Origin of the sequence: Micromonospora globbae, from assembly GCF_036184225.1 — a bacterium.
GTDB classification, from domain to species: Bacteria; Actinomycetota; Actinomycetes; order Mycobacteriales; family Micromonosporaceae; genus Micromonospora; species Micromonospora globbae.
The window spans coordinates 3260178-3279856 of record NZ_CP108084.1; the positions used below are offsets into that span (position 1 = coordinate 3260178).

At 73.5% G+C, this 19679-nt stretch carries 15 protein-coding genes; 8 read left to right on the top strand and 7 right to left on the bottom strand.

The window, feature by feature from the left end:
* Positions 1–17 precede the first annotated feature (17 nt).
* The 3 genes from OG994_RS14430 to OG994_RS14440 form a co-directional block, all read right to left on the bottom strand.
* A complete protein-coding gene (locus tag OG994_RS14430) occupies positions 18–1352 on the bottom strand; it encodes a lipopolysaccharide biosynthesis protein (RefSeq protein WP_328853538.1) in 1335 nt (444 codons plus the stop codon).
* A 103-nt stretch (positions 1353–1455) separates the two neighbouring features.
* Positions 1456–2400, bottom strand: a complete 945-nt coding sequence (locus OG994_RS14435; RefSeq protein ID WP_120328842.1) for an NAD-dependent epimerase/dehydratase family protein — start codon at positions 2398–2400, stop codon at positions 1456–1458.
* Positions 2401–2429: 29 nt separating this feature from the next.
* Positions 2430–3650 carry an acyltransferase family protein gene (locus OG994_RS14440; RefSeq protein WP_328853539.1) on the bottom strand — a complete coding sequence of 407 codons (1221 nt, stop codon included), beginning with the start codon at positions 3648–3650 and terminating at the stop codon, positions 2430–2432.
* Positions 3651–3895: 245 nt separating this feature from the next.
* Between OG994_RS14440 and OG994_RS14445 the strand changes: the two genes are divergently transcribed.
* The gene (locus tag OG994_RS14445; RefSeq protein ID WP_120328843.1) at positions 3896–4825 is read left to right on the top strand and encodes an NAD(+)/NADH kinase; all 930 of its coding nucleotides are present in this window, start codon (positions 3896–3898) and stop codon (positions 4823–4825) included.
* Between the two features lie 59 nt (positions 4826–4884).
* Here OG994_RS14445 and OG994_RS14450 read toward each other — a convergent pair whose 3' ends face one another.
* From OG994_RS14450 to glgC, 3 genes are all read right to left on the bottom strand, one after another.
* Complete coding sequence (locus OG994_RS14450) at positions 4885–5394, bottom strand: DapH/DapD/GlmU-related protein (RefSeq protein WP_120328844.1); 510 nt, start codon at positions 5392–5394, stop codon at positions 4885–4887.
* A 144-nt stretch (positions 5395–5538) separates the two neighbouring features.
* The gene (gene pgm / locus OG994_RS14455; protein WP_328853540.1) at positions 5539–7182 is read right to left on the bottom strand and encodes a phosphoglucomutase (alpha-D-glucose-1,6-bisphosphate-dependent); all 1644 of its coding nucleotides are present in this window, start codon (positions 7180–7182) and stop codon (positions 5539–5541) included.
* Positions 7183–7260: 78 nt separating this feature from the next.
* Positions 7261–8493 (bottom strand): glucose-1-phosphate adenylyltransferase, encoded by a 1233-nt coding sequence (gene glgC / locus OG994_RS14460; protein ID WP_120328846.1) that lies wholly within the window; start codon positions 8491–8493, stop codon positions 7261–7263.
* Positions 8494–8563: 70 nt separating this feature from the next.
* Between glgC and glgA the strand changes: the two genes are divergently transcribed.
* The 3 genes from glgA (at position 8564) to glgB (ending at position 14184) form a co-directional block, all read left to right on the top strand.
* On the top strand, positions 8564–9784 hold the full coding sequence (gene glgA, locus OG994_RS14465) for a glycogen synthase (protein WP_120328847.1): 1221 nt from the start codon (positions 8564–8566) through the stop codon (positions 9782–9784).
* A gap of 195 nt (positions 9785–9979) precedes the next feature.
* Complete coding sequence (locus OG994_RS14470) at positions 9980–12076, top strand: alpha-1,4-glucan--maltose-1-phosphate maltosyltransferase (protein WP_328853541.1); 2097 nt, start codon at positions 9980–9982, stop codon at positions 12074–12076.
* Positions 12064–14184 carry a 1,4-alpha-glucan branching protein GlgB gene (glgB, locus tag OG994_RS14475; protein WP_328853542.1) on the top strand — a complete coding sequence of 707 codons (2121 nt, stop codon included), beginning with the start codon at positions 12064–12066 and terminating at the stop codon, positions 14182–14184. Before OG994_RS14470 ends, glgB begins: the two co-directional genes overlap by 13 nt.
* A 58-nt stretch (positions 14185–14242) precedes the next feature.
* Here the strand turns inward: glgB and OG994_RS14480 are convergent, their stop codons facing one another.
* Positions 14243–15283, bottom strand: a complete 1041-nt coding sequence (locus tag OG994_RS14480; protein ID WP_120328908.1) for an App1 family protein — start codon at positions 15281–15283, stop codon at positions 14243–14245.
* Between the two features lie 134 nt (positions 15284–15417).
* On the opposite strand from OG994_RS14480, the gene OG994_RS14485 reads away from it, so the two are divergent.
* The 4 genes from OG994_RS14485 to OG994_RS14500 all read left to right on the top strand — a co-directional run bounded on the left by OG994_RS14485 (position 15418) and on the right by OG994_RS14500 (position 19676).
* Entirely contained in the window at positions 15418–17037 is a 1620-nt protein-coding gene (locus OG994_RS14485) for a hypothetical protein (RefSeq protein WP_328853543.1), read from the top strand.
* 9 nt (positions 17038–17046) lie between these two features.
* Positions 17047–17844, top strand: a complete 798-nt coding sequence (gene yaaA, locus OG994_RS14490) for a peroxide stress protein YaaA (protein WP_120328851.1) — start codon at positions 17047–17049, stop codon at positions 17842–17844.
* A 112-nt stretch (positions 17845–17956) separates the two neighbouring features.
* Positions 17957–18637, top strand: a complete 681-nt coding sequence (locus OG994_RS14495; RefSeq protein WP_120328852.1) for a hypothetical protein — start codon at positions 17957–17959, stop codon at positions 18635–18637.
* An 88-nt stretch (positions 18638–18725) separates the two neighbouring features.
* Entirely contained in the window at positions 18726–19676 is a 951-nt protein-coding gene (locus OG994_RS14500) for a TAXI family TRAP transporter solute-binding subunit (protein WP_396844583.1), read from the top strand.
* Positions 19677–19679 lie beyond the last annotated feature (3 nt).

Consider the following 19679-nt stretch of genomic DNA (forward strand, 5'->3'; position numbering starts at 1 on the left):
ACTCCTCTTCGGACGGATCAGGTTGCGGCCGGTGCGGCCAGGGAGCTTTCGGCCGTCGACCCGGCCGGTGGGCGGGTGTGCCGGGCCAGCGCGGACCGGAACCCGTGCAGCGCGGCCGGTACGACGGTCGCCAGGTACGTGACCAGCCCGATCCACGGCACGGACGCCGAGCCGAACTGCCGCACTCCGTACCACTTGGCGGGCAGTGAGACGACGACGTACAGCGACCAGCCGAGCAGCTGGGGGCGTACCACCCCGGCGGCGTTCTGCACCATGAACCGGGGGGAGATCGTGGCGAGGAGCAGCCACCACGCGAGCAGGCCCGCGAGCAGGGTCACGTCCGGTGTCACGGCGAGGCCCAGGACGGTGGGCACGAGACTGACGACGAGGACGAGCAGCCCACCGAGAGCCAGCACGAGGGCCGCGGAGACGACCGTCATCCGACGGGTCATCCGGCGCACCCACGCCAGGTCACCGCGGGCGAGCGCGTCGCCGTTGGCCGGCCACAGGGGTGCGCTGACGAGCGCGACGACGAACCCGAGCTGGGCGAAGAGCCGCATCGGCACGGCGTAGGCGGCCGCCTCGTGCAGCCCGAGAGCGTGGGTGACGATGACCAGGTCGACGTTGGTGGCGATGCCGGTGAGCACGGTCACCGCGAGGAAGAGCCCGCCGAGCCGGAGCAGCCGTGCCGCCACGGCGGTGTCGGCGACGGTCAACCCGGGTCGGAGGTCCGGTCGCCGCCGGCCGAAGAACCACAGGCTGTTGACGAGGTTCACCAGCGGTGGGCCCACCACGGTCGCGGCCACCACGAGGACGGGTGAGAGGTTGGCCGCCACGGCACCCACGGCGAGGGGCAGCGCGACGAGGTTGCCGCACCCCTGCCACAGGTTGGCCGCCGAGATGCGCTGGTAGGCCAGCTGCACGCGGGTGATCAACGAGAGCGGGACGTTGACGACGAACGCCGTCAGGCAGACGAGGGTCATCCGGCGGGCGTCGTCCGGGGTGGCCGAGTCGGTGGTGTGGAAGAGCCGGGCCCACGGCACCGCCGCGGAGAGGCTCCAGAGCAGGCCGACCAGCACGGCGGCCAGCAGGGACAGGCACAGGTAGGCGCTGGAGATGTAGCGGCGGGCCTCGGCGGTCGCGCCGCTGGCGTAGCACGGTGCCAGCTTCGTCATGAGGCCGTTGCCCAGGCCGAGGTCCGCGAACGCCGCCATGCCGACGAGCGCGGTCACGGTCATCCAGAGGCCGTACAGGTCCGGGCCGAGGTACCGGAGGGTGACCGGGATGAGCGCGATCGGCACCAGACCCGCCACGCCGCGGCTGACGGCGCCGGTGAGGATCCCGCTGACCACCCGCCTTCCGCGGGACCGCCCGGCGGTTGCCGCGTGATCGGATCCCCCCGGCGGCGTCTCGGCGACGTCCCGGGGCCGGCGGGCCTCCGTCGGTGCGTCCGCCCTACCGTCCCGCGGGTACACGGGTCGACATCCACGCCACCGTGGCCTCCAGGCCCTGCCGCAGGGTGTGGCGGGTGACGCCTGGGAAGAGCGCGCGCAGCGCGCCGTTGTCCGCCTGGGAGTCCCGGACGTCGCCGGCGCGGGGCGGCCGGTGGACGACGTCCAGCCGGCGCCCGAGGACGTCCTCGAGTTCGCCGACGAGGCGCCGGACGGAGGTGCGCGAGCCGAAGGCGAGGTTGACCGGGTCCACCGAGGAGACCTGCCGCAGGACGGCGTCGACGATCACCGCGGCGACGTCGCCCACGAAGGTGAAGTCCCGGGTCTGCTCCCCGTCACCGTCGATGGTCAGCGGTCGTCCGTCGAGGGCCGCCGACACGAAGGACGGCACGACCGCGGCGTACGCGTGGCCGGCGGACTGGCCCGGCCCGAAGACGTTGAAGAACCGGAACGGCAGCACCGCCAGGTCGAAGCAGGACGCGTAGGCGATGGCGTACGCCTCGGTGGCCAGCTTGGAGACCGCGTACGGGCTCAGCGGCACCGGCCGGAGATCCTCCCGTTTGGGCAGCGTCGGGTTGCGCCCGTACACCGAGGAGGAGGACGCCAGGATCACCTGTCCCACCCGGTGGCGTCGCGCGGCCTCCAGCACCATGAGGGTGCCGGTGGCGTTGGCGTGGTGGCTGCGTAGCGGGTCCCGGAGGGATCGGGGCACCGAGGGCACCGCCGCGAGGTGCACGACGCTCGCCGCGTCGGAGAACGCGTCGTCGAGCATCGCCGGGTCGAGGATGCTGCCGTGCACGAAACGGGCGTCCAGGTCGCGCAGGTTCTCCTCGGAGCCGGTGGAGAGGTCGTCCAGGATGACGATCTCGTCGATCCCCGGGACGCCACGGAACGCACGCACCAGGTTGGAGCCGATGAAGCCGGCTCCGCCGGTGACGACAATCTTCACGGGATTCTCTTTCTACGACGGTCGGACGGTCAGCGGGCGGTCGCGCCGGCCCGGTCGACGGCTCGGTTGGGCGGCGGCGACGGAGCGGCGGTTCCCGCCTGCTGCGGGCGGGAGGAGTAGGACTTGAGCCGGAGCGCGGGCTTCTCCACGAGGTGCCAGGACAGCAGGGCGCAGCAGGCGGTGAGGGCGACGACGACGAGCACGGCGGCGGTGCCGGGCAGGGCGAGCCCGTCGAGGCCCGCCCAGAGGAGCAGGTTGATCACGGGCATGTGCCAGATGTAGACCCCGAAGCTCAGGTCACCGAGGCGATCGGTGACCCGCCGCAGGGCGCCGCCGCCGTGGTAGGCGAGCCAGTAGACGAGGTACGACAGGGGCAGCCCGCCGAGCAGGGCGACGGCCACCTCGGCGCCGTCCCCGGTGTGCCGGCGCACGACCGCGGTCGCCACGTAACCGGCGAGGGCCGCGAGCGCCACCCACGGGGACTGCGGGGCCCGGTCCCACACGCGGTGCCACCAGATGCCGAGGAGGAAGAACCCGAGCCAGGGCAGGACGCTCACGGCGAGCAGGCGGCCGCCGAGGCCGTCGCCGCCGTGCTCGGCGGCCGCGGCCAGCAGGGCCACCCCGGCCACGGCGACCGCCCCCGCGCCGGCCAGCATGGCCGCGAACGACCAGCGCGCGGCGGCCAGCACCAGGACGGGCACGAGCAGGTAGAAGCCCACCTCGACCGGGATGGTCCACAGGCTTCCGTTGACCACTCCCGTGCCGAACTCGGCCAGCAGCGGCGGGTGGTAGACCGGCACGAGGAGCAGGGTGCTGCCCAGCCAGCCGAGGAACTGCGTCCCGACCAGGGCGCGTCCGGCCACGATCCCCGAGAGCACCAGGAAGGCCGCCATGACGGCGGCGTAGGCGTAGAGCGCGGGAGCGATCCGCAGCAGTCGGTTCCGCAGGTAGTCCCGCCAGGGGCGGCCCTGCTCCCGGCAGCGCCGCGCCGACGCGTAGACCATGCCGCCGCTGATGATGAAGAACATCGGCACACCGTCGCCGAACCACCGACCGCTGCCCGGCGCGAACCAGAGGAAGGGCGCCGCCAGGTGCTCGACGGCGTGCTGGACGACGACGCCGAGTGCGGCGACGAGCCGTAGGAGGTCGAAGCAGTTGTCGCGGCGACGGTCGGGGGTCGAGGGTTTCGCGGGTGGCCGGGACACCACCCGATCGGCGTGCCGCCCCGCGTCGGGTGTCCCGCTCAGCACGCGCACAACCGGTCGTCCCTCCTCTCGGCCCGCTGGGGGGATCAACGACGGCCCCGCCGAGTGGACACGACATTTCTCCCTCAATTCGCCCTTCCGTCCGGTTCTGTGGCGGCGGGACGGTCGACTTCGGCAGCCCGACGGACGACCCGGGGCAACGGTTACGGGCGGCCCGGGAGGGCACACGGCCGGACCGGCCGTGCGCGATAGACGGGGCGCGCCGGGGGCCGGTGTGATGAGGTGTACGTATGGACCGCACCCTGCTCGGGCTTGTGCTGCACCCGACACGGGACGCTTCCGAGATCATCAGGATCATCGTCGACTGGGCGGCCCGGCACGGTAAGGGGCTCGCCGTACGCGACCAGGACCGGCACCGCGTCCCGCCGAGCGTCGAGACGTACCCCGAGGACGAGCTGGTGCGACGGGTGAGCGCGCTGATCAGCATCGGCGGGGACGGCACCATGCTCGGCGCGCTCCGCTCGGCGGTGGGCAACCCGAAGCCGGTCCTCGGCGTGCACCTGGGTCGGCTGGGGTTCCTCGTGGAGGTCGAGCCGCCGGAGCTGCCGGAGGCGCTGGACCGCCTGATCAGCAAGGACTTCACGGTGGAGGCGCACAGCTGCCTGGTCTGTGACGTGTGCGGCGACGACGTGGTGGCGTTCAACGACATCGCGCTGGTGCGCCAGCCCGGCACCGGGTTCGTCGTCGCCACGCTCGCCGTGGACGGGCAGCGCTACGGCTACTACCGCGCCGACGCGCTCGTGGTCAGCACCCCGACCGGTTCGACCGCGTACAGCTACGCCGCGGGCGGACCGCTGATCTCCCCCGCGACGCAGGCGGTGGTCGTCACCCCGTCGGCTCCCATGGCCGGGATCAGCCGCTCGGTGGTGCTCTCCCCCGACGAGACGATCCGGCTGGAGCTGACGCACGACTCCGGGCCGGTGGCGGTCGAGGTGGACGGCCAGGTCATCCGGGAGGCGTCCACCGAGGGCGCGATCGACATCCGCTTCCGCCGGGAGGCGGGGCTCGTGGTCCGGCTCGACCCGCGCCGCTACCAGGAACGCAACCAGCTGAAGCTGAGCCTCATGGACCTGCCGCTGCTGCCCGAGCAGCTCCGCGAACTGCTCCCCCCGACCCTCCGGGAACAGCTCAACCGCCGCGAACTCCCCCCGCCGCGCTGAACGCCGGCCGGGCCGGGCCCGCGCGCCGGCCGCGTGATCCGACGACCCGTTCGCGCCGCTCAGGGCACCGTCACGCCGTAGATCTTCTTGATCGCCTCGGCCTTCGCCTGAGCCGGCAGGTGCCCCACGCGCAACGACTTGGCCTGCAACCGTTCCAGGTAGTCGTCCGTGCTGCGGATGGGCCGGGCGGGCACCCCGGCGGCGACGGTGTTGTCCGGGATGTCGCGGGCCACCACCGACCCGGCCCCGATCACGCAGCGGTTCCCGATGGTGACGCCCGGCAGGATGATCGACCGGATCCCGATGTAGACGTCGTCACCGACGACGATCGGCGCCGTCCACTCCAGGTCGGGATGCTCCTTGCGGAGGATCAGGGTCCCGCCGTCGTGCGTCACGAACTGCACCCCGGCGGTGATGTACACGTTGTCACCGAGGGTGATCAGCCAGGGTTCGGAGCCGAACATCCACCGGCTGATGCCGTAGAACCTGACCCGGCCCGTGAGGTTGACACCGATGGACCGCGCGAAGGCCTCGGGGTCGCGGGCACCGACCCACCGGTCACGGATCATGCCGGCGACGGTTCGAAGGCGGCTGGGCACGTGCTCTCCCTGGCGTGCGGTGGTCGGACGGTCGCCGCTCCACCCTGCTCATACTCAGGGTCAATTTGCGGCTACCGTCCGCAACGATCCGTCGCCCCGCCGGTGACGCCCGCGTCAGCCGCCGGCCAGCACCCCGTCGACCAGCGCCTTGGCCTCCTCCTGGATCCGGGCCAGGTGCTCGGGCCCCTGGAACGACTCGGCGTAGATCTTGTAGACGTCCTCGGTCCCCGACGGGCGGGCCGCGAACCAGCCGGACTTGGTGACGACCTTGAGGCCGCCGATCGCCGCGCCGTTACCGGGTGCCGTGGTCAGTGTCGCGACGATCGGCTCTCCGGCCAGCTCGGTGGCGGTCACCTGCTCCGGCGAGAGCCTGCCGAGCACGGCCTTCTCCTCGCGTGTCGCGGGCGCGTCGATGCGGGCGTACGCGGGGGCGCCGAAGCGCTCGGCCAGCTCCGTCCAGTGCTCGCTCGGGGTCCGGCCCGTCGTCGCGATGATCTCCGAGGCGAGCAGGCAGAGCAGGATGCCGTCCTTGTCGGTGGTCCACGTGCGCCCGTCACGGCGCAGGAACGACGCGCCGGCGCTCTCCTCGCCGCCGAAGCCCACCGCGCCGTCGAGCAGCCCCGGCACGAACCACTTGAAGCCGACCGGCACCTCCAGCAGCGGGCGGCCGAGGTCGGCGGCGACCCGGTCGATCATCGACGAGGAGACGAGGGTCTTGCCGACCGCCGCGGCCGGGCCCCACTGGGAGCGGGTGCGGAACAGGTGACCGATCGCCACGGCCAGGTAGTGGTTGGGGTTCATGAGCCCGCCGTCGGGCGTCACGATGCCGTGCCGGTCGGCGTCGGCGTCGTTGCCGGTGGAGACCTGGTAGTCGGCCCGGGCGGCGATGAGCGACGCCATGGCGTTCGGCGAGGAGCAGTCCATCCGGATCTTGCCGTCGCCGTCGAGGGTCATGAACCGCCACGTCGGGTCGACGGTCGGGTTGATCACCGTGAGGTCGAGGCGGTGCCGCTCGGCGATCTCGCCCCAGTAGGCGACGCTCGCCCCGCCGAGCGGGTCGGCCCCGATGCGCACCCCGGCGGCGCGGATCGCGTCGACGTCGATCGCCGCCGGCAGGTCGTCGACGTAGCGGCCGAGGAAGTCGTACGTCCCGGTGGTGTCGGCGGCGCGGGCCCGCGCGTACGGGACGTGCCGGACCTCGGTGAGCCCGCCGGCGAGGATCGCGTTGGCCCGGTCCTGGATCCACCGGGTGACGTCGGTGTCGGCCGGGCCGCCGTGGGTCGGGTTGTACTTGAACCCGCCGTCGTCGGGCGGGTTGTGCGACGGGGTGATCACGATGCCGTCGGCGAGGCCGCTGGTGCGGCCCCGGTTGTGGGTGAGGATGGCGTGCGAGACCGCCGGCGTGGGCGTGTAGCCGTCCCGGCTGTCCACGAGCACGGTCACGTCGTTGGCGGCGAGCACCTCGAGCGCGTCGACGGCGGCCGGCGTGGACAGGGCGTGCGTGTCCCGGCCCAGGAAGAGCGGGCCGTCGATCCCGTGCTCCCGGCGGTAGTCACAGAGCGCCTGGGTGACTGCCACGATGTGGTCGGAGTTGAACGCGCGGCGCAGACTCGACCCCCGGTGGCCGGAGGTGCCGAAGGAGACCTGCTGCGCCGGATCCGCGGGATCGGGGTGCTCGGCGTAGTAGGCGGTCACCAGCCGGGGCACGTCGACCAGGTCGGCGGGCTCGGCCGGCTTTCCGGCACGGGGGTGGGTCACTGCGGCAACCTCCTCGCGGACGGGCGGACGCCGCTTCCTTCCCGGCGGCGCGCGGGGTCATGCGTACGGCGACCGACGTCACGGCTCGACGCGCTGGCCCTTGCCGATCACCACTACCCCATTGTCGGAGACAACATAGCGCTGCCGGTCCTTCTCCAGGTCGACTCCGATCTCGGCGCCCTCGGGGACGTACACGTTCTTGTCGAGGATCGCCCGGCGGACCACCGCGTGCCGGCCGATCTCCACCCCCTCCATGAGCACCGCCCCGTCGACGTGCGCCCACGAGTGCACCTTGACCTTGGGCGAGACGACCGAGTTCTCGACGAGCGAGCCGGAGATCACCGCGCCGGGCGACACCATCGAGCCGACCGCCCGGCCGACCCGCTCGCCCCACTGGTGCACGAACTTCGCCGGCGGGTACGGCGGCTGCTCGGTGTAGATCGGCCACTCGAAGTTGTAGAGGTTGAACACCGGGTGCACGTTGATGAGGTCCATGTGCGCGTCGTAGAACGAGTCGAGCGTCCCCACGTCGCGCCAGTAGCCGCGGTCGCGGTCGGTGCTGCCGGGCACCTCGTTGTCCTTGAAGTCGTAGACGTTGGCGTCGCCGCGCTCGACCAGCATCGGGATGATGCTGCCGCCCATGTCGTGCTTGCTGGACTTGTCCTCCGCGTCGCGCTCCACGGCCTCGCACAGCGCCTTGGTGGTGAAGACGTAGTTGCCCATGGAGGCGTAGATCTGGTCGGGGGCGTCGGGCAGCCCCACCGCGTCGGTGGGCTTCTCGCGGAACGCCCGGATCCGCCGGCCGTCCTCGCCCACCTCGATCACACCGAACTGGTCGGCCGTCGACAGCGGCTGCCGGATCCCGGCGACCGTCACGCCGGCGCCGGAGGCGATGTGCTCCTCCACCATCTGCCGCGGGTCCATCCGGTAGATGTGGTCCGCGCCGAAGACGATCACGTAGTCGGGTTGCTCGTCGTTGATCAGGTTGAAGCTCTGGTAGATGGCGTCGGCCGAGCCGGCGAACCACCACGGGCCGCGACGCTGCTGCGCCGGGACCGGGGTGACGTAGTTGCCGAGCAGCGTGGACATCCGCCAGGTCTTGGTGATGTGCCGGTCCAGCGAGTGGGACTTGTACTGGGTCAGCACCACGATCTTGAGGTAGCCGGCGTTGGCCAGGTTGGAGAGGACGAAATCGACCATGCGGTACATCCCGCCGAACGGGACGGCCGGCTTGGCCCGGTCCGCGGTCAGCGGCATCAGGCGCTTGCCCTCTCCGCCGGCCAGGACGATCGCGAGCACCTTGGCAGCCATGGTCAGACGCTAACCAGCCGCGTACGACTTCACCACTCGTACGGCCCGACTTCTGCACTAGGGTGCGAGGATGACCGACTCCACCCCGGCCGGACAGTCCCTGCGCGTCGATCTGCTGACCCGCGAGTACCCGCCGGAGGTCTACGGTGGCGCGGGCGTGCACGTCGAGTACCTGGCCCGGGAGCTGCGTCACCTCGCCGACGTCCGGGTGCACTGCTTCGGCCTGCCGCGCACCGAGCCGGGCGTCACCGCGTACGCCGAGCCGCCGGGCCTGGCCGGGGCGAACGCCGCGCTGCGCACGATGGGCGTCGACCTGGAGATGGCGGCGGGCTGCGCCGGCACGGACGTGGTGCACAGCCACACCTGGTACGCGAACCTGGCCGGGCACACGGCGAAGCTGCTGCACGGGGTTCCGCACGTGGTGACCGCGCACAGCCTGGAGCCGCTGCGGCCGTGGAAGGCCGAGCAGCTCGGCGGCGGCTACGCGCTCTCCTCCTGGTGCGAGCGGGTCGCCGTGGAGGCGGCCGACGCGGTCATCGCGGTCAGCGAGGGGATGCGGCGCGACGTGTTGACCGCGTACCCGGACGTCGACCCGGACCGCGTGCGGGTGGTCTACAACGGCATCGACACGAAGCAGTACGCCCCGGATCCGGGCACGGACGTGCTCGACCGGCTCGGTGTCGACCCGGCGCTGCCCAGCGTGGTCTACGTCGGCCGGATCACCCGACAGAAGGGGCTGCCGTACCTGCTGCGGGCGGCGCGGGAGCTGCCCGCCGACACCCAGCTCGTGCTGCTCGCCGGCGCGCCGGACACCGCCGAGATCGCCGCCGAGGTCGAGGGGCTGGTCGCCGAGCTGCGCGCGAACCGCTCCGGGGTGGTGTGGGTGGCCGAGATGCTGCCCAAGCACGAGGTGATCCAGGTCCTGACGCACGCCACGCTGTTCGTCTGCCCGTCGGTCTACGAGCCGATGGGCATCGTGAACCTGGAGGCGATGGCGTGCGAGACGGCCGTGGTCGCCACGGCCACCGGCGGGATCCCCGAGGTGGTGGCCGACGGCGAGACGGGGTTGCTGGTCCCCATCGAGCAGGCCGCCGACGGGTCGGGCCGGCCGCTGGACCCGGGGCGCTTCGTGGCCGACCTGGCGGCGCGCATGAACGAGCTGCTGGCCGACCCGGATCGCATCGCGAAGTTCGGCCGGGCGGGCCGGCAGCGGGCCGTCGAGCACTTCTCGTGGGACGCGATCGCGGCGCGGACGCTGGAGGTCTACCGGTCGGTGGGCGCGGCCGGCTGACCGGCCTCAGCTCTCCGGCGTGATCGGCGTCAGCCGGGGAAGTACGTGCGGTAGCGGGAGCCGCCGCGGGTGAGCAACCGGTAGCCACACACGGCCGCGTGGGATCGTGTCAGGCGGCGGCGCCGCTGCCGCAGCGAACGGCTGATCAGACGACTGAGCCGAGCGCGAAGCGATCTCGGGCAGTAGGTTGGCGGGGTGACTGGACGGTTCCCCATCGAAGACGTCTCCCCCGTCGTCTCGTGCGGTCGCTATCCGGCCAAGGCGGTGGTCGGCGAACTGGTGCCGGTGGCGGCCCGCGCCTACCGCGAGGGGCACGACGCGCTGGGCTGCAACGTGGTCTGGCGCGGCCCGGACGGCGCCACGAGGCCCTTCACCCGCATGCGGCCCGGTGAGCCCGGCCAGGACCGGTGGCACGCGACCATCCGGCCGGACGCGGTGGGCACCTGGACCTTCCACGTCGAGGCGTTCGCCGACCCGTACCTCACCTGGCAGAACGCGGTGACCAAGAAGGTCGCCGCCGGGCAGGGCCCGGCGGAGCTGGCCAACGACCTCGCCGAGGGGGCCCGCGTGCTGGACGCCGCGGCCGACGGGGTCCCCGCCGGCGAGCGGGAACGGGTGGTCCGGGCCGCCGCGGCGCTGCGCGACCCGGACCGCGAGCTGTCGCAGCGGGTCGCGCCGGCGCTGGACCTGGCGGACCTGCTCTGGGCGTACCCGGTGCGGGAGCTGGTCACCGTCGGCGACGAGTACCGGCTCTGGGTGGACCGCGAGCGGGCCCTCTTCTCCGCCTGGTACGAGTTCTTCCCGCGCTCGGAGGGCGCGATCCCGGCCACCGTCGACTCCCCCGCCCAGTCCGGCACGTTCGCCACCGCGACGGAACGCCTCCCCGGCGTCGCCGCCATGGGCTTCGACGTGCTCTACCTGCCGCCCATCCACCCGATCGGCCGGGTCAACCGCAAGGGCCGCAACAACGCGCTCACCGCCGGGCCGGACGACGTGGGCTCGCCGTGGGCGATCGGCGCCGCGGAGGGCGGCCACGACGCCATCCACCCCGACCTGGGTACGGCGGAGGACTTCCGGGACTTCGTCGCCGCCGCCGCCGAGCAGGGCCTGGAGGTGGCCATGGACCTGGCGTTGCAGTGCGCGCCGGACCACCCCTGGGTCACCGAGCACCCGGAGTGGTTCACCACCCGCGCCGACGGCACCATCGCGTACGCGGAGAACCCGCCGAAGAAGTACCAGGACATCTACCCGCTGAACTTCGACAACGACCCGGAGGGGATCCGCGCCGAGATCCTGCGGGTGGTGCGGCACTGGGTCGCCCAGGGCATCCGGATCTTCCGGGTGGACAACCCGCACACCAAGCCGTTCGACTTCTGGCACTGGTTGATCTGGGAGGTCAAGCGCGTCGAACCGGACGTGCTGTTCCTCGCCGAGGCGTTCACCCGGCCGGCGATCATGCACGGCCTCGGGAAGATCGGGTTCACCCAGTCGTACACGTACTTCACCTGGCGCACGACGGCCGCCGAGATGCGGGAGTACTGCGAGGAGCTGGTCGCGGCGGCCGACTACATGCGGCCGAACTTCTGGCCGAACACGCCGGACATCCTGCACGAGACGTTGCAGCACGGCGGGCCGCCCATGTTCAAGATCCGCGCGGTGCTCGCCGCGCTCCTCTCCCCCTCCTGGGGCATGTACGCCGGCTACGAGCTGTTCGAGCACGTGGCCCGCCCGGGGGCCGAGGAGTACCTGGACAACGAGAAGTACGAGCTGCGTCCGCGCGACTGGGCCGGCGCAGAGGCCCAGGGCCGCTCGCTGGCCCCCTTCATCGCCACCCTGAACCGGGTACGCCGGGAGAACCCCGCCCTGCGCCGGCTGCGCAACCTGCGCTTCCACGACATCGACAACCCGGCGCTGCTGTGCTGGTCCAAACGCGACCCCGACACCGGCAACACGGTCATCGTCATCTGCTCGTTCGACCCGCGCGAGGTGCAGTGGGGCAACACGACGCTGGACATGCCGGCGCTCGGGTTCGACTGGCACGACCGGTTCACCGTCCACGACGAGCTGACCGGCGCCACCTACGACTGGGGGCAGCGCAACGCCGTCCGGCTCGACCCGTACCTGCAGCCCGCGCACGTGCTCACCGTGCGCCGCCCCGTCCCGCCGGACACCCCGGCCGCCACCCCGACCGGCCCGGCCGCGCTCACCACCGAGGCCGTCCCCGACGACCTCTCCGGCGGCACCGCACCGACCACTCCCGCCCAGAAGGACGACCTGGAATGGACGAGCTGATCGCCGGCCACGCCCACGACCCGCACGCCGTGCTCGGCGCGCACCCCGCGCGGGGCCGCACCACCATCCGTACGCTGCGCCGGGGCGCCGGCGACGTCGCCGTGCTGGTCGACGGCGACCGGCACCCGATGAAACGGGTGCACGACGCCGGGATCTTCGAGACGAGCGTGCCGGGCACCGTGCTCGACTACCGGGTGGAGGTCGACGGCACCGTCCACGACGACCCGTACCGCTACCCGCCCACCATCGGGGAGCTGGACCTGCACCTGATCGGCGAGGGGCGGCACGAGCGGCTCTGGGAGGCGCTCGGCGCCCGGGTCTTCGACGAGGGCGTGGCGTTCGCCGTGTGGGCGCCGAACGCGCGCGGCGTCCGGGTGGTGGGCGACTTCACCGGCTGGGCGCCGGACGACGGCTGGCCGATGCGCTCGCTCGGTTCCAGCGGCGTGTGGGAGGTCTTCGTGCCGGGTGTGCCGGCCGGCGCGCGGTACAAGTACCGGATCCTCGGCGCGGACGGCAACTGGCGGGACAAGGCGGACCCGCTCGCCGCGTACGCCGAGGTGCCGCCGGCCACCGCGTCGGTGGTGCACCGGTCGACGTACGACTGGGGCGACGCGGCCTGGCTGGAGCGGCGGGCGAGGCGGCAGGCGCACCAGGAGCCGATGAGCGTGTACGAGGTGCACCTCGGCTCGTGGCGGCCCGGGCTCGGCTACCGGGAGCTGGCCGAGGAGCTGACCGCGTACGTCACCGGGCTGGGCTTCACCCACGTGGAGTTCCTGCCGGTGATGGAGCACCCGTTCGGCGGCTCGTGGGGCTACCAGGTCACCGGCTACTACGCCCCCACCTCCCGCTTCGGCGACCCCGACGACTTCCGGCACCTGGTGGACCGGCTGCACCAGGCCGGGATCGGCGTGCTCCTCGACTGGGTGCCGGCGCACTTCCCCCGCGACGAGTGGGCCCTCGCCCGTTTCGACGGCACGCCGCTCTACGAGCACCCCGACCCGCGTCGCGGCGAGCACCCCGACTGGGGCACGTACGTCTTCGACTTCGGCCGCCGCGAGGTGCGCAACTTCCTCGTGGCGAACGCGCTCTACTGGCTGGAGGAGTTCCACGTCGACGGCCTGCGCGTCGACGCGGTGGCCTCGATGCTCTACCTGGACTACTCCCGGGCCGAGGGGCAGTGGGCGCCCAACCAGTACGGCGGCCGGGAGAACCTGGAGGCCATCGCGTTCCTCCAGGAGGTCAACGCCACCGTCTACAAGCACCACCCGGGCGTCGTGATGGTCGCCGAGGAGTCGACGGCCTGGCCGGGGGTGACCCGCCCGACCTCCGCCGGCGGGCTCGGCTTCGGGTTCAAGTGGAACATGGGCTGGATGCACGACACCCTGCTCTACACGTCGAAGGACCCGATCTACCGGCAGCACCATCACCACCAGCTCACCTTCTCCCTCGCGTACGCCTGGAGCGAGAACTACGTGCTGCCGATCAGCCACGACGAGGTGGTGCACGGCAAGGGCTCGCTCGTTGGCAAGATGCCCGGCGACACGTGGCAGAAGCTCGCGAACGTCCGCGCGCTGCTCGCGTACATGTGGGCCCACCCGGGCAAGCAGTTGCTCTTCATGGGCGGCGAGCTGGGCGACGACCGGGAGTGGAGCGAGGAGCGCGGCCTCGACTGGTACCTGCTGCACGACCCGGCGCGGGCCGGCGTGCAGCGCCTCGTCGGCGACCTGAACCGCGTCTACCGGGACACCCCGGCGCTGTGGGCGCAGGACACCGACCCGGCCGGCTTCCGCTGGATCGCCGGCGACGACGTCGCCAACAACACCGTCTCGTTCATCCGGATCGCCCCGGACGGCTCGGTGCTGGTCTGCGTGGCCAACTTCTCCGCCGTGCCGCTGCACGACTACCGGGTCGGCCTGCCGGCCGCCGGAACGTGGCGCGAGGTGCTCAACACCGACGCCGGCGTCTACGGCGGCTCCGGGGTCGGCAACCTGGGCGAGGTGCGCGCCGAGGACGTGCCGTGGCACGGCCTGCCGGCGTCCGCCGCCCTCCAGGTGCCCCCGCTCGGCGTCCTCTGGCTGCGCCGGGACGACCAGGCCCCGCGCGGGTGATCCGAGCCGGGAACGATGCTCTGGGACAAGCACCTGACCGCCGGATCACGCCCGTACGTCAGACCAGGTCCGCCTCGCGGAGCAGCTTCCACAGGCCGGCGCCGTCCGGCGCAGAGAACCACTTCTGCCCCACCGGCCCCTCCACCGAGCGCCCCGGTGGGGCCGGCAGGCCGCCGGCGAGCACCGCCTGGGTGGGCGACAGGCGGCGGATCGCCACGCCGGCCACGTTCTCGGGGTGCGCCGCGGCGAACTCGCGGTAGATCTCCTGGTCGTGCTGGCCGTCGTCGCCGACGAGCAGCCACCGCACGCCGGGGAACTCCCGGGCCAGCCGGGCCAGCGTGGCCCGCTTGTGCTCCCGCCCGCTGCGGAACCAACGGTCCGCCGTCGGCCCCCAGTCGGTGAGCAGCAGCGGACCGGCCGGGTAGAGGTGCCGGGACAGGAACCGGGTCAGCGTCGGCGCGACGTTCCACGCGCCGGTGGACAGGTAGAAGACGGGCGCACCCGGGTGCGCGGTGACCAGCCGCTCGTAGAGGACCGCCATGCCGGGCACCGCCGCGCGGGCGTGCTCGTCGAGGACGAACGTGTTCCAGGCGGCGAGCAGGGGCCGGGGCAGCGCCGTCACCATCACCGTGTCGTCGATGTCGGAGAGGATGCCGAACCGGACGGCCGGGTCGAGGATGCGGACGGGCGCCTCGACCGGCTCGGCGTCCGGCATGCTCAGCCGCACCGCGCCCCAGCCCGGCGGCAGGTCCGCCTCGACCAGCGTGTCGACGAACCCGCTGCGGTCGGTGCGGGCCTCGTGCCGCACCCCGCCCGCCTCGACGGTCACCGCCACGTGCTTGGCGGGAAGGGTGGTGAAGCTGCGCCAGCCGCGCACCTTCTCCAGCCGGGCCCGCTGGCGGGTGTCCGGGCGGCCGAGCAGCACCCGGCACAGCACCCGCACCCAGCCCGGGGCGCCGTAGCCCGTGTAGGCGACGATGTTGGTCCGCCAGCCCGTCCGCCGCAGGCGACGCTCCACGAACTGGTGCACGGCATCCTCGATCCGCGCCGCCCGGTGCAGGCGCGGGACGGCCAGCTGGCCGGCGGGTGTCGGTGGCACGCTGCCACCCTGCCACACCGGCGCGGACTCGGCCACGCGAGACGATCTCCGCCCGCCCGGTCTGGCGCGAACCACCCCCACCCGCCCCCGGGCTCGTGAAACACTCCGGTCGGGACGACGACGGGGGCGTGGCCGTGTCGACACCAGTGCAGCAGCGTGGGCGGTGGCGCCCACGGCTCGACCGGCCGGCGCTGGTCGCGCTGCTGCTCGGGCTGGTCGGGATCGCGTACCGGCTGGTCCTCACGCTGCTCACGGTGCCCGTGTCGAACAGCGACGAGGCGACGTTCGGGCTGGTCTCCCTGCACATCGCGCAGGGCCGGCACCATCCGGTGTTCCTCTACGGGCAGCGCTACATGGGCACGCTCGAGTCGTACCTGGCCGCGCCGCTCGTCGCGCTGGCCGGGCCGAGCTGGCCGGTGCTGCGGCTGCCGATGCTCGTCCTCTACGCGGTCTTCCTCTACCTGATCCACCGGCTCAGCCGCCGGATCGGCTCGCCCTGGTTCGCCACCCTCGTGGTGGGTCTGCTGGCGCTCGGGCCGGAGCGGGTGGTCCGGGACCAGCTCACCGTGGTCGGCGGCCGGCCCGAGGTCAAACCGGCGGTGCTGCTGATGCTGCTGATCGCCGTGGGGCTGGCGGCCGGCACGATCCGCCGTCGCCGGCTGGCCGTCGGGCTGTTCGGGCTGCTCGCCGGGCTGGCGCTCTGGTCGGACTGGCTGATCGTGCCGTACCTCGCGGTGGCCGGGCTGCTCCTGGTCTACGCCGCCCGGAGAGAGCTGCTCGGCTGGGCCGGGGCGCTGCTGCTGGCCGGCTTCGCCGTCGGGGTCGCCCCCATGATCCGGGACAACCTCGTGGCGCCGCCCGGCGAGGACTCGCTGTCGGTGTTCCGGGAGATCAGCACGCGGGCGGGTCCCGCGCCGCCCTGGTCGCAGCGGCTGGACGGCGGGCTGCTGGAGGGGATCCCGCTCGCCGGCGGCCTCTGCCCGATCGGCGGCTGCGCCACCTGGCAACGGTCGTTCGGGGTGATCTACCCGCTCCTGCTGGTGGCCGCGGCGGTGCTCGCGCTGGTCGCGTACCGTCGCACCGCGGGCCGGCCGCCCGCGGACCGGGTCCGGCCGGTCACGCACCTCGCGCTGGTCGCCGGCGCGGTGCTCACCCTCCTGTCGTACGTCCGCAGTCCGCTCGCCGCCACCGACCCGCTCGGCAACGCGCGGTACCTGTCGGTGCTCCAGATCTCGCTGCCGGCGGCGCTCTGGCCGCTCTGGCTGGCGGCCGTGGCGGGCTGGCGCGGCACGGCGGGGGCGCTCGGCCGGATCGCCGGCGCGGCCGCCGCGGCGCTGCTGGCCGCGCTGGCCGCGGCCAGCCTCGCGATCACCGTGCTCTTCGTCGCCACCGGCGTGCCGGCCTCCCGGATCGAGGAGCGCGAGGCACGCCGGCTGGCGAGCGCGCTGCGCGCCGACGGGCCCCGCGAGGTGTACGCGGACTACTGGGTGTGCAACCGGCTGATCTTCAACACGGCCGAGGACGTGGTCTGCGGGGTGGTCGACGGCAACCTCATGCCGGGGCAGAACCGGTACCTGCCGTACTGGCGCCAGGTGGGCCGGGCCGCGCGTCCCGGCTACGTGGTGGAGGCCGGTTCGGCGGCCGAGCACCGGCTGCGGTGGCTGCTCGGTGACCACCTCGGGACGACCCCGGTACGCGACGTCGGGGACTACCGCGTCTACCACCCGGAGGAGCCGGTGCGGCCCTGGCGGTAGATTCCCCCGGTGCTCATCCTGCTGCCGCCCTCCGAGGGGAAGGTCGACGCCGGCACCGGCCGGCGGCTGGACCTGACGCGCCTCTCGCTGCCGGCGCTGAACCCGGCCCGCGAGGAGGTGCTCGCCGCGCTGGTCGCGCTCTGCGGCGGGCCGGACGAGGCCGCGGCCCGGGCCGCGCTCGGGCTCAGCGAGGGCCAGCGCGACGAGCTGCGGCGCAACGCGCGCCTGCCCCTGGCCGCCACCGCGCCGGCCGCCCGGGTCTACACCGGCGTGCTCTACGAGGCGCTGGACCTCGCCACCCTCCCGCCGCCGGCGGTGCGGGCCGCCCGCCGGTCGATCCTCGTCAGCTCCGGCCTGTGGGGCGCCGTACGCCTCACCGACCGGATCCCGCCGTACCGCTGCCCCATCGGGGCGAAGCTGCCCGGCCCGGGGGCGCTGGGCGCGTACTGGCGGCGGGTGCTGGGACCGGTCCTCGCCGCGGAGGCCGGCGAGCGGCCGGTGCTCGACCTGCGCTCCGGCGCGTACGCCGCCACCTGGACGCCCCGTGGTGAGCTGGCGGGCCGGACGGTGACTGTGCGCGTGCTGCACGAACGCGAGGTCGACGGCGCGCCGGTCCGGTCCGTGGTCAGCCACTTCAACAAGGCGACCAAGGGGCGGCTGGTCCGCGACCTGCTGCTCGCGGGCGCCCGCCCGCGGACCGTCGACGAGCTGGTCACCGCGCTGCGCGACCTCGCGTACACGGTGGAGGAGCAGCCGGCGCAGGCCGGACGGCCACGCCAGGTCGACGTCGTGGTCACGCAGCTCTGACTCACCGTCGGACCCGCCGCAAGATTTCCTCAAGGCTGGGCCCGACCGGTTCCGCGTGCCGGGGCGCACCGGTCACGGTAGGAGTACCCCGACCGGCAAGGGAGTATCTCCGTTGGCCCGCGAACCCGCTCTGCTCGACCGACCCGCCCGTCCGTCGACGCCGCCACCGCTGGACTGGCTGACCCTCGCCGACGCGTTCGAGGCGGCCTGCCTGCTGCGGTGCATGCCGACGCCGGCCGGCTCGCGCGCGCCGCGGCCGGCGGGATCGCACCCGGCGACGGTGGTCGAGTTCAACCGCGAGGACGCCGCGCAGCGGATGCGGCAGCTGCTGGAGCGGCTGGACGTCCCGGTCGAGTACGAGATGGCCGTCGGCGGCCTGCGCCGCCACTACGAACTGCACCGGCTCCGGGTGCCGGCCGGGCACCGGCAGCGCTACGCCTGGCTCATCGAGGCCGGTTGGTGGCAGGGACGCCGGGAGCTGCTGTCCGCGCCGGTGCCCGGGGCGTCCACCCCCCGCAGGGTCTGGGTGCCGCGGATGGCCGCGGCGGCGTGGCGTTCCGCGCTGCTCGCGGGTGGGCGGCACGTCCGCCGGCACATCCTCGGCGTACGGCTCACCGACCGCGACCTCGCCGCGGTGCTGATCCGCGGCGCCTCCCTGCTGGGCGTCACGGCCGAGCTGCGGCCGGGCACCGGCTGCTTCCTGGTCTGCGTGGCCGACGGGGAGGACCGCCGCCGCATCCTCCGGCACACCACGCTCACCCCCGCCCCCGCCCCTGCGGCCGATTCGGCCTGACGACCGGCGCGGCGCACCTGGTCCGAACGGGCGGCATCGCCGTCGGGCGGTGGCCGCGGGCTTGCGCGATGGGAATCCCGGGCGCAGAGTGCTGCCCGTGACTCGTACCTGGCCCGGGCGCGCCGCCGCGCTGCTGGCGCTGCTGCTGACCGCGACCGTCGGCCTCGCCGGTTGCCGCGACACGCCCGGCGAACCGGTGACGATCCGGATCGCGACCGGCAGCCCGACGGCCGTCTACCACGCGTTCGGGGAGTCGCTGGCCGCCATCCTGAACCGCGAGCTGCCCGGCGTGCGGGCGAGCGTGGTGGTCACCGCCGCCTCGGCGGAGAACGTCCGGCTCGTCGCCTCCGGCGAGGCCGAGCTCGGCTTCACCCAGGCCGACATCCTGCCGACGGACCCGGGCCCGGATCCCCGGGTGGCCGCGATCGCCCGCGTGTACGACGACCAGCTGCACCTGGTCGCGTCCGGCGGCGGGCCGGTCCGCACGGTGGCCGACCTGCGGGGCCGGCGGGTGTCGGTCGGTGCGGCCGGCTCCGGTACGGAGATCACCGCCAACCGCCTGCTCGACGTGGCCGGGTTGGGCGGCGACGGGGTGCAACGGGCCCGGCTCAACCTCGACGAGTCGGTGGCCGCGCTGCGGTCCGGGCGGATCGACGCCTTCTTCTTCTCCGGCGGGCTGCCGGTGCGGGCCATCGCCGACCTCGCCAGCGGCAGCCCCACCCGGGTCCTCGACCTCGGCGACCTGATCGAGCCGCTGCGGGAACGCTACGGGGAGGTCTACGTCTCCCGGGACATCCCACGGTCGGTGTACGGGGTGGACCCGGTCACCACGGTCGCCGACCCGAACTTCCTCGTCGTCCGCGCGGACCTGCCGGAGCCGCTGGTACGGAACGTGACCCGGCTGCTCATGGAACGCCGGTCCGAACTGGCCGCGGCGCACCCGGCGGCCGGACGGATGAGCCCCCGGTCGGCGATCAACACCTCGCCGCTGCCGCTGCACCCGGGCGCGGTGGCCTGGTACCGCTCCGCGAAACCCTGACCG

Excerpts from the sequence above, each read along its gene's own strand:
- glgB (WP_328853542.1), top strand. The coding sequence starts at position 12,064 with ATGGACGAGCTGATCGCCGGCCACGCCCACGACCCGCACGCCGTGCTC.
- OG994_RS14445 (WP_120328843.1), top strand. The coding sequence starts at position 3,896 with ATGGACCGCACCCTGCTCGGGCTTGTGCTGCACCCGACACGGGACGCT.
- glgC (WP_120328846.1), bottom strand. The coding sequence starts at position 8,493 with ATGGCTGCCAAGGTGCTCGCGATCGTCCTGGCCGGCGGAGAGGGCAAG.
- OG994_RS14450 (WP_120328844.1), bottom strand. The coding sequence starts at position 5,394 with ATGATCCGTGACCGGTGGGTCGGTGCCCGCGACCCCGAGGCCTTCGCG.
- glgA (WP_120328847.1), top strand. The coding sequence starts at position 8,564 with ATGACCGACTCCACCCCGGCCGGACAGTCCCTGCGCGTCGATCTGCTG.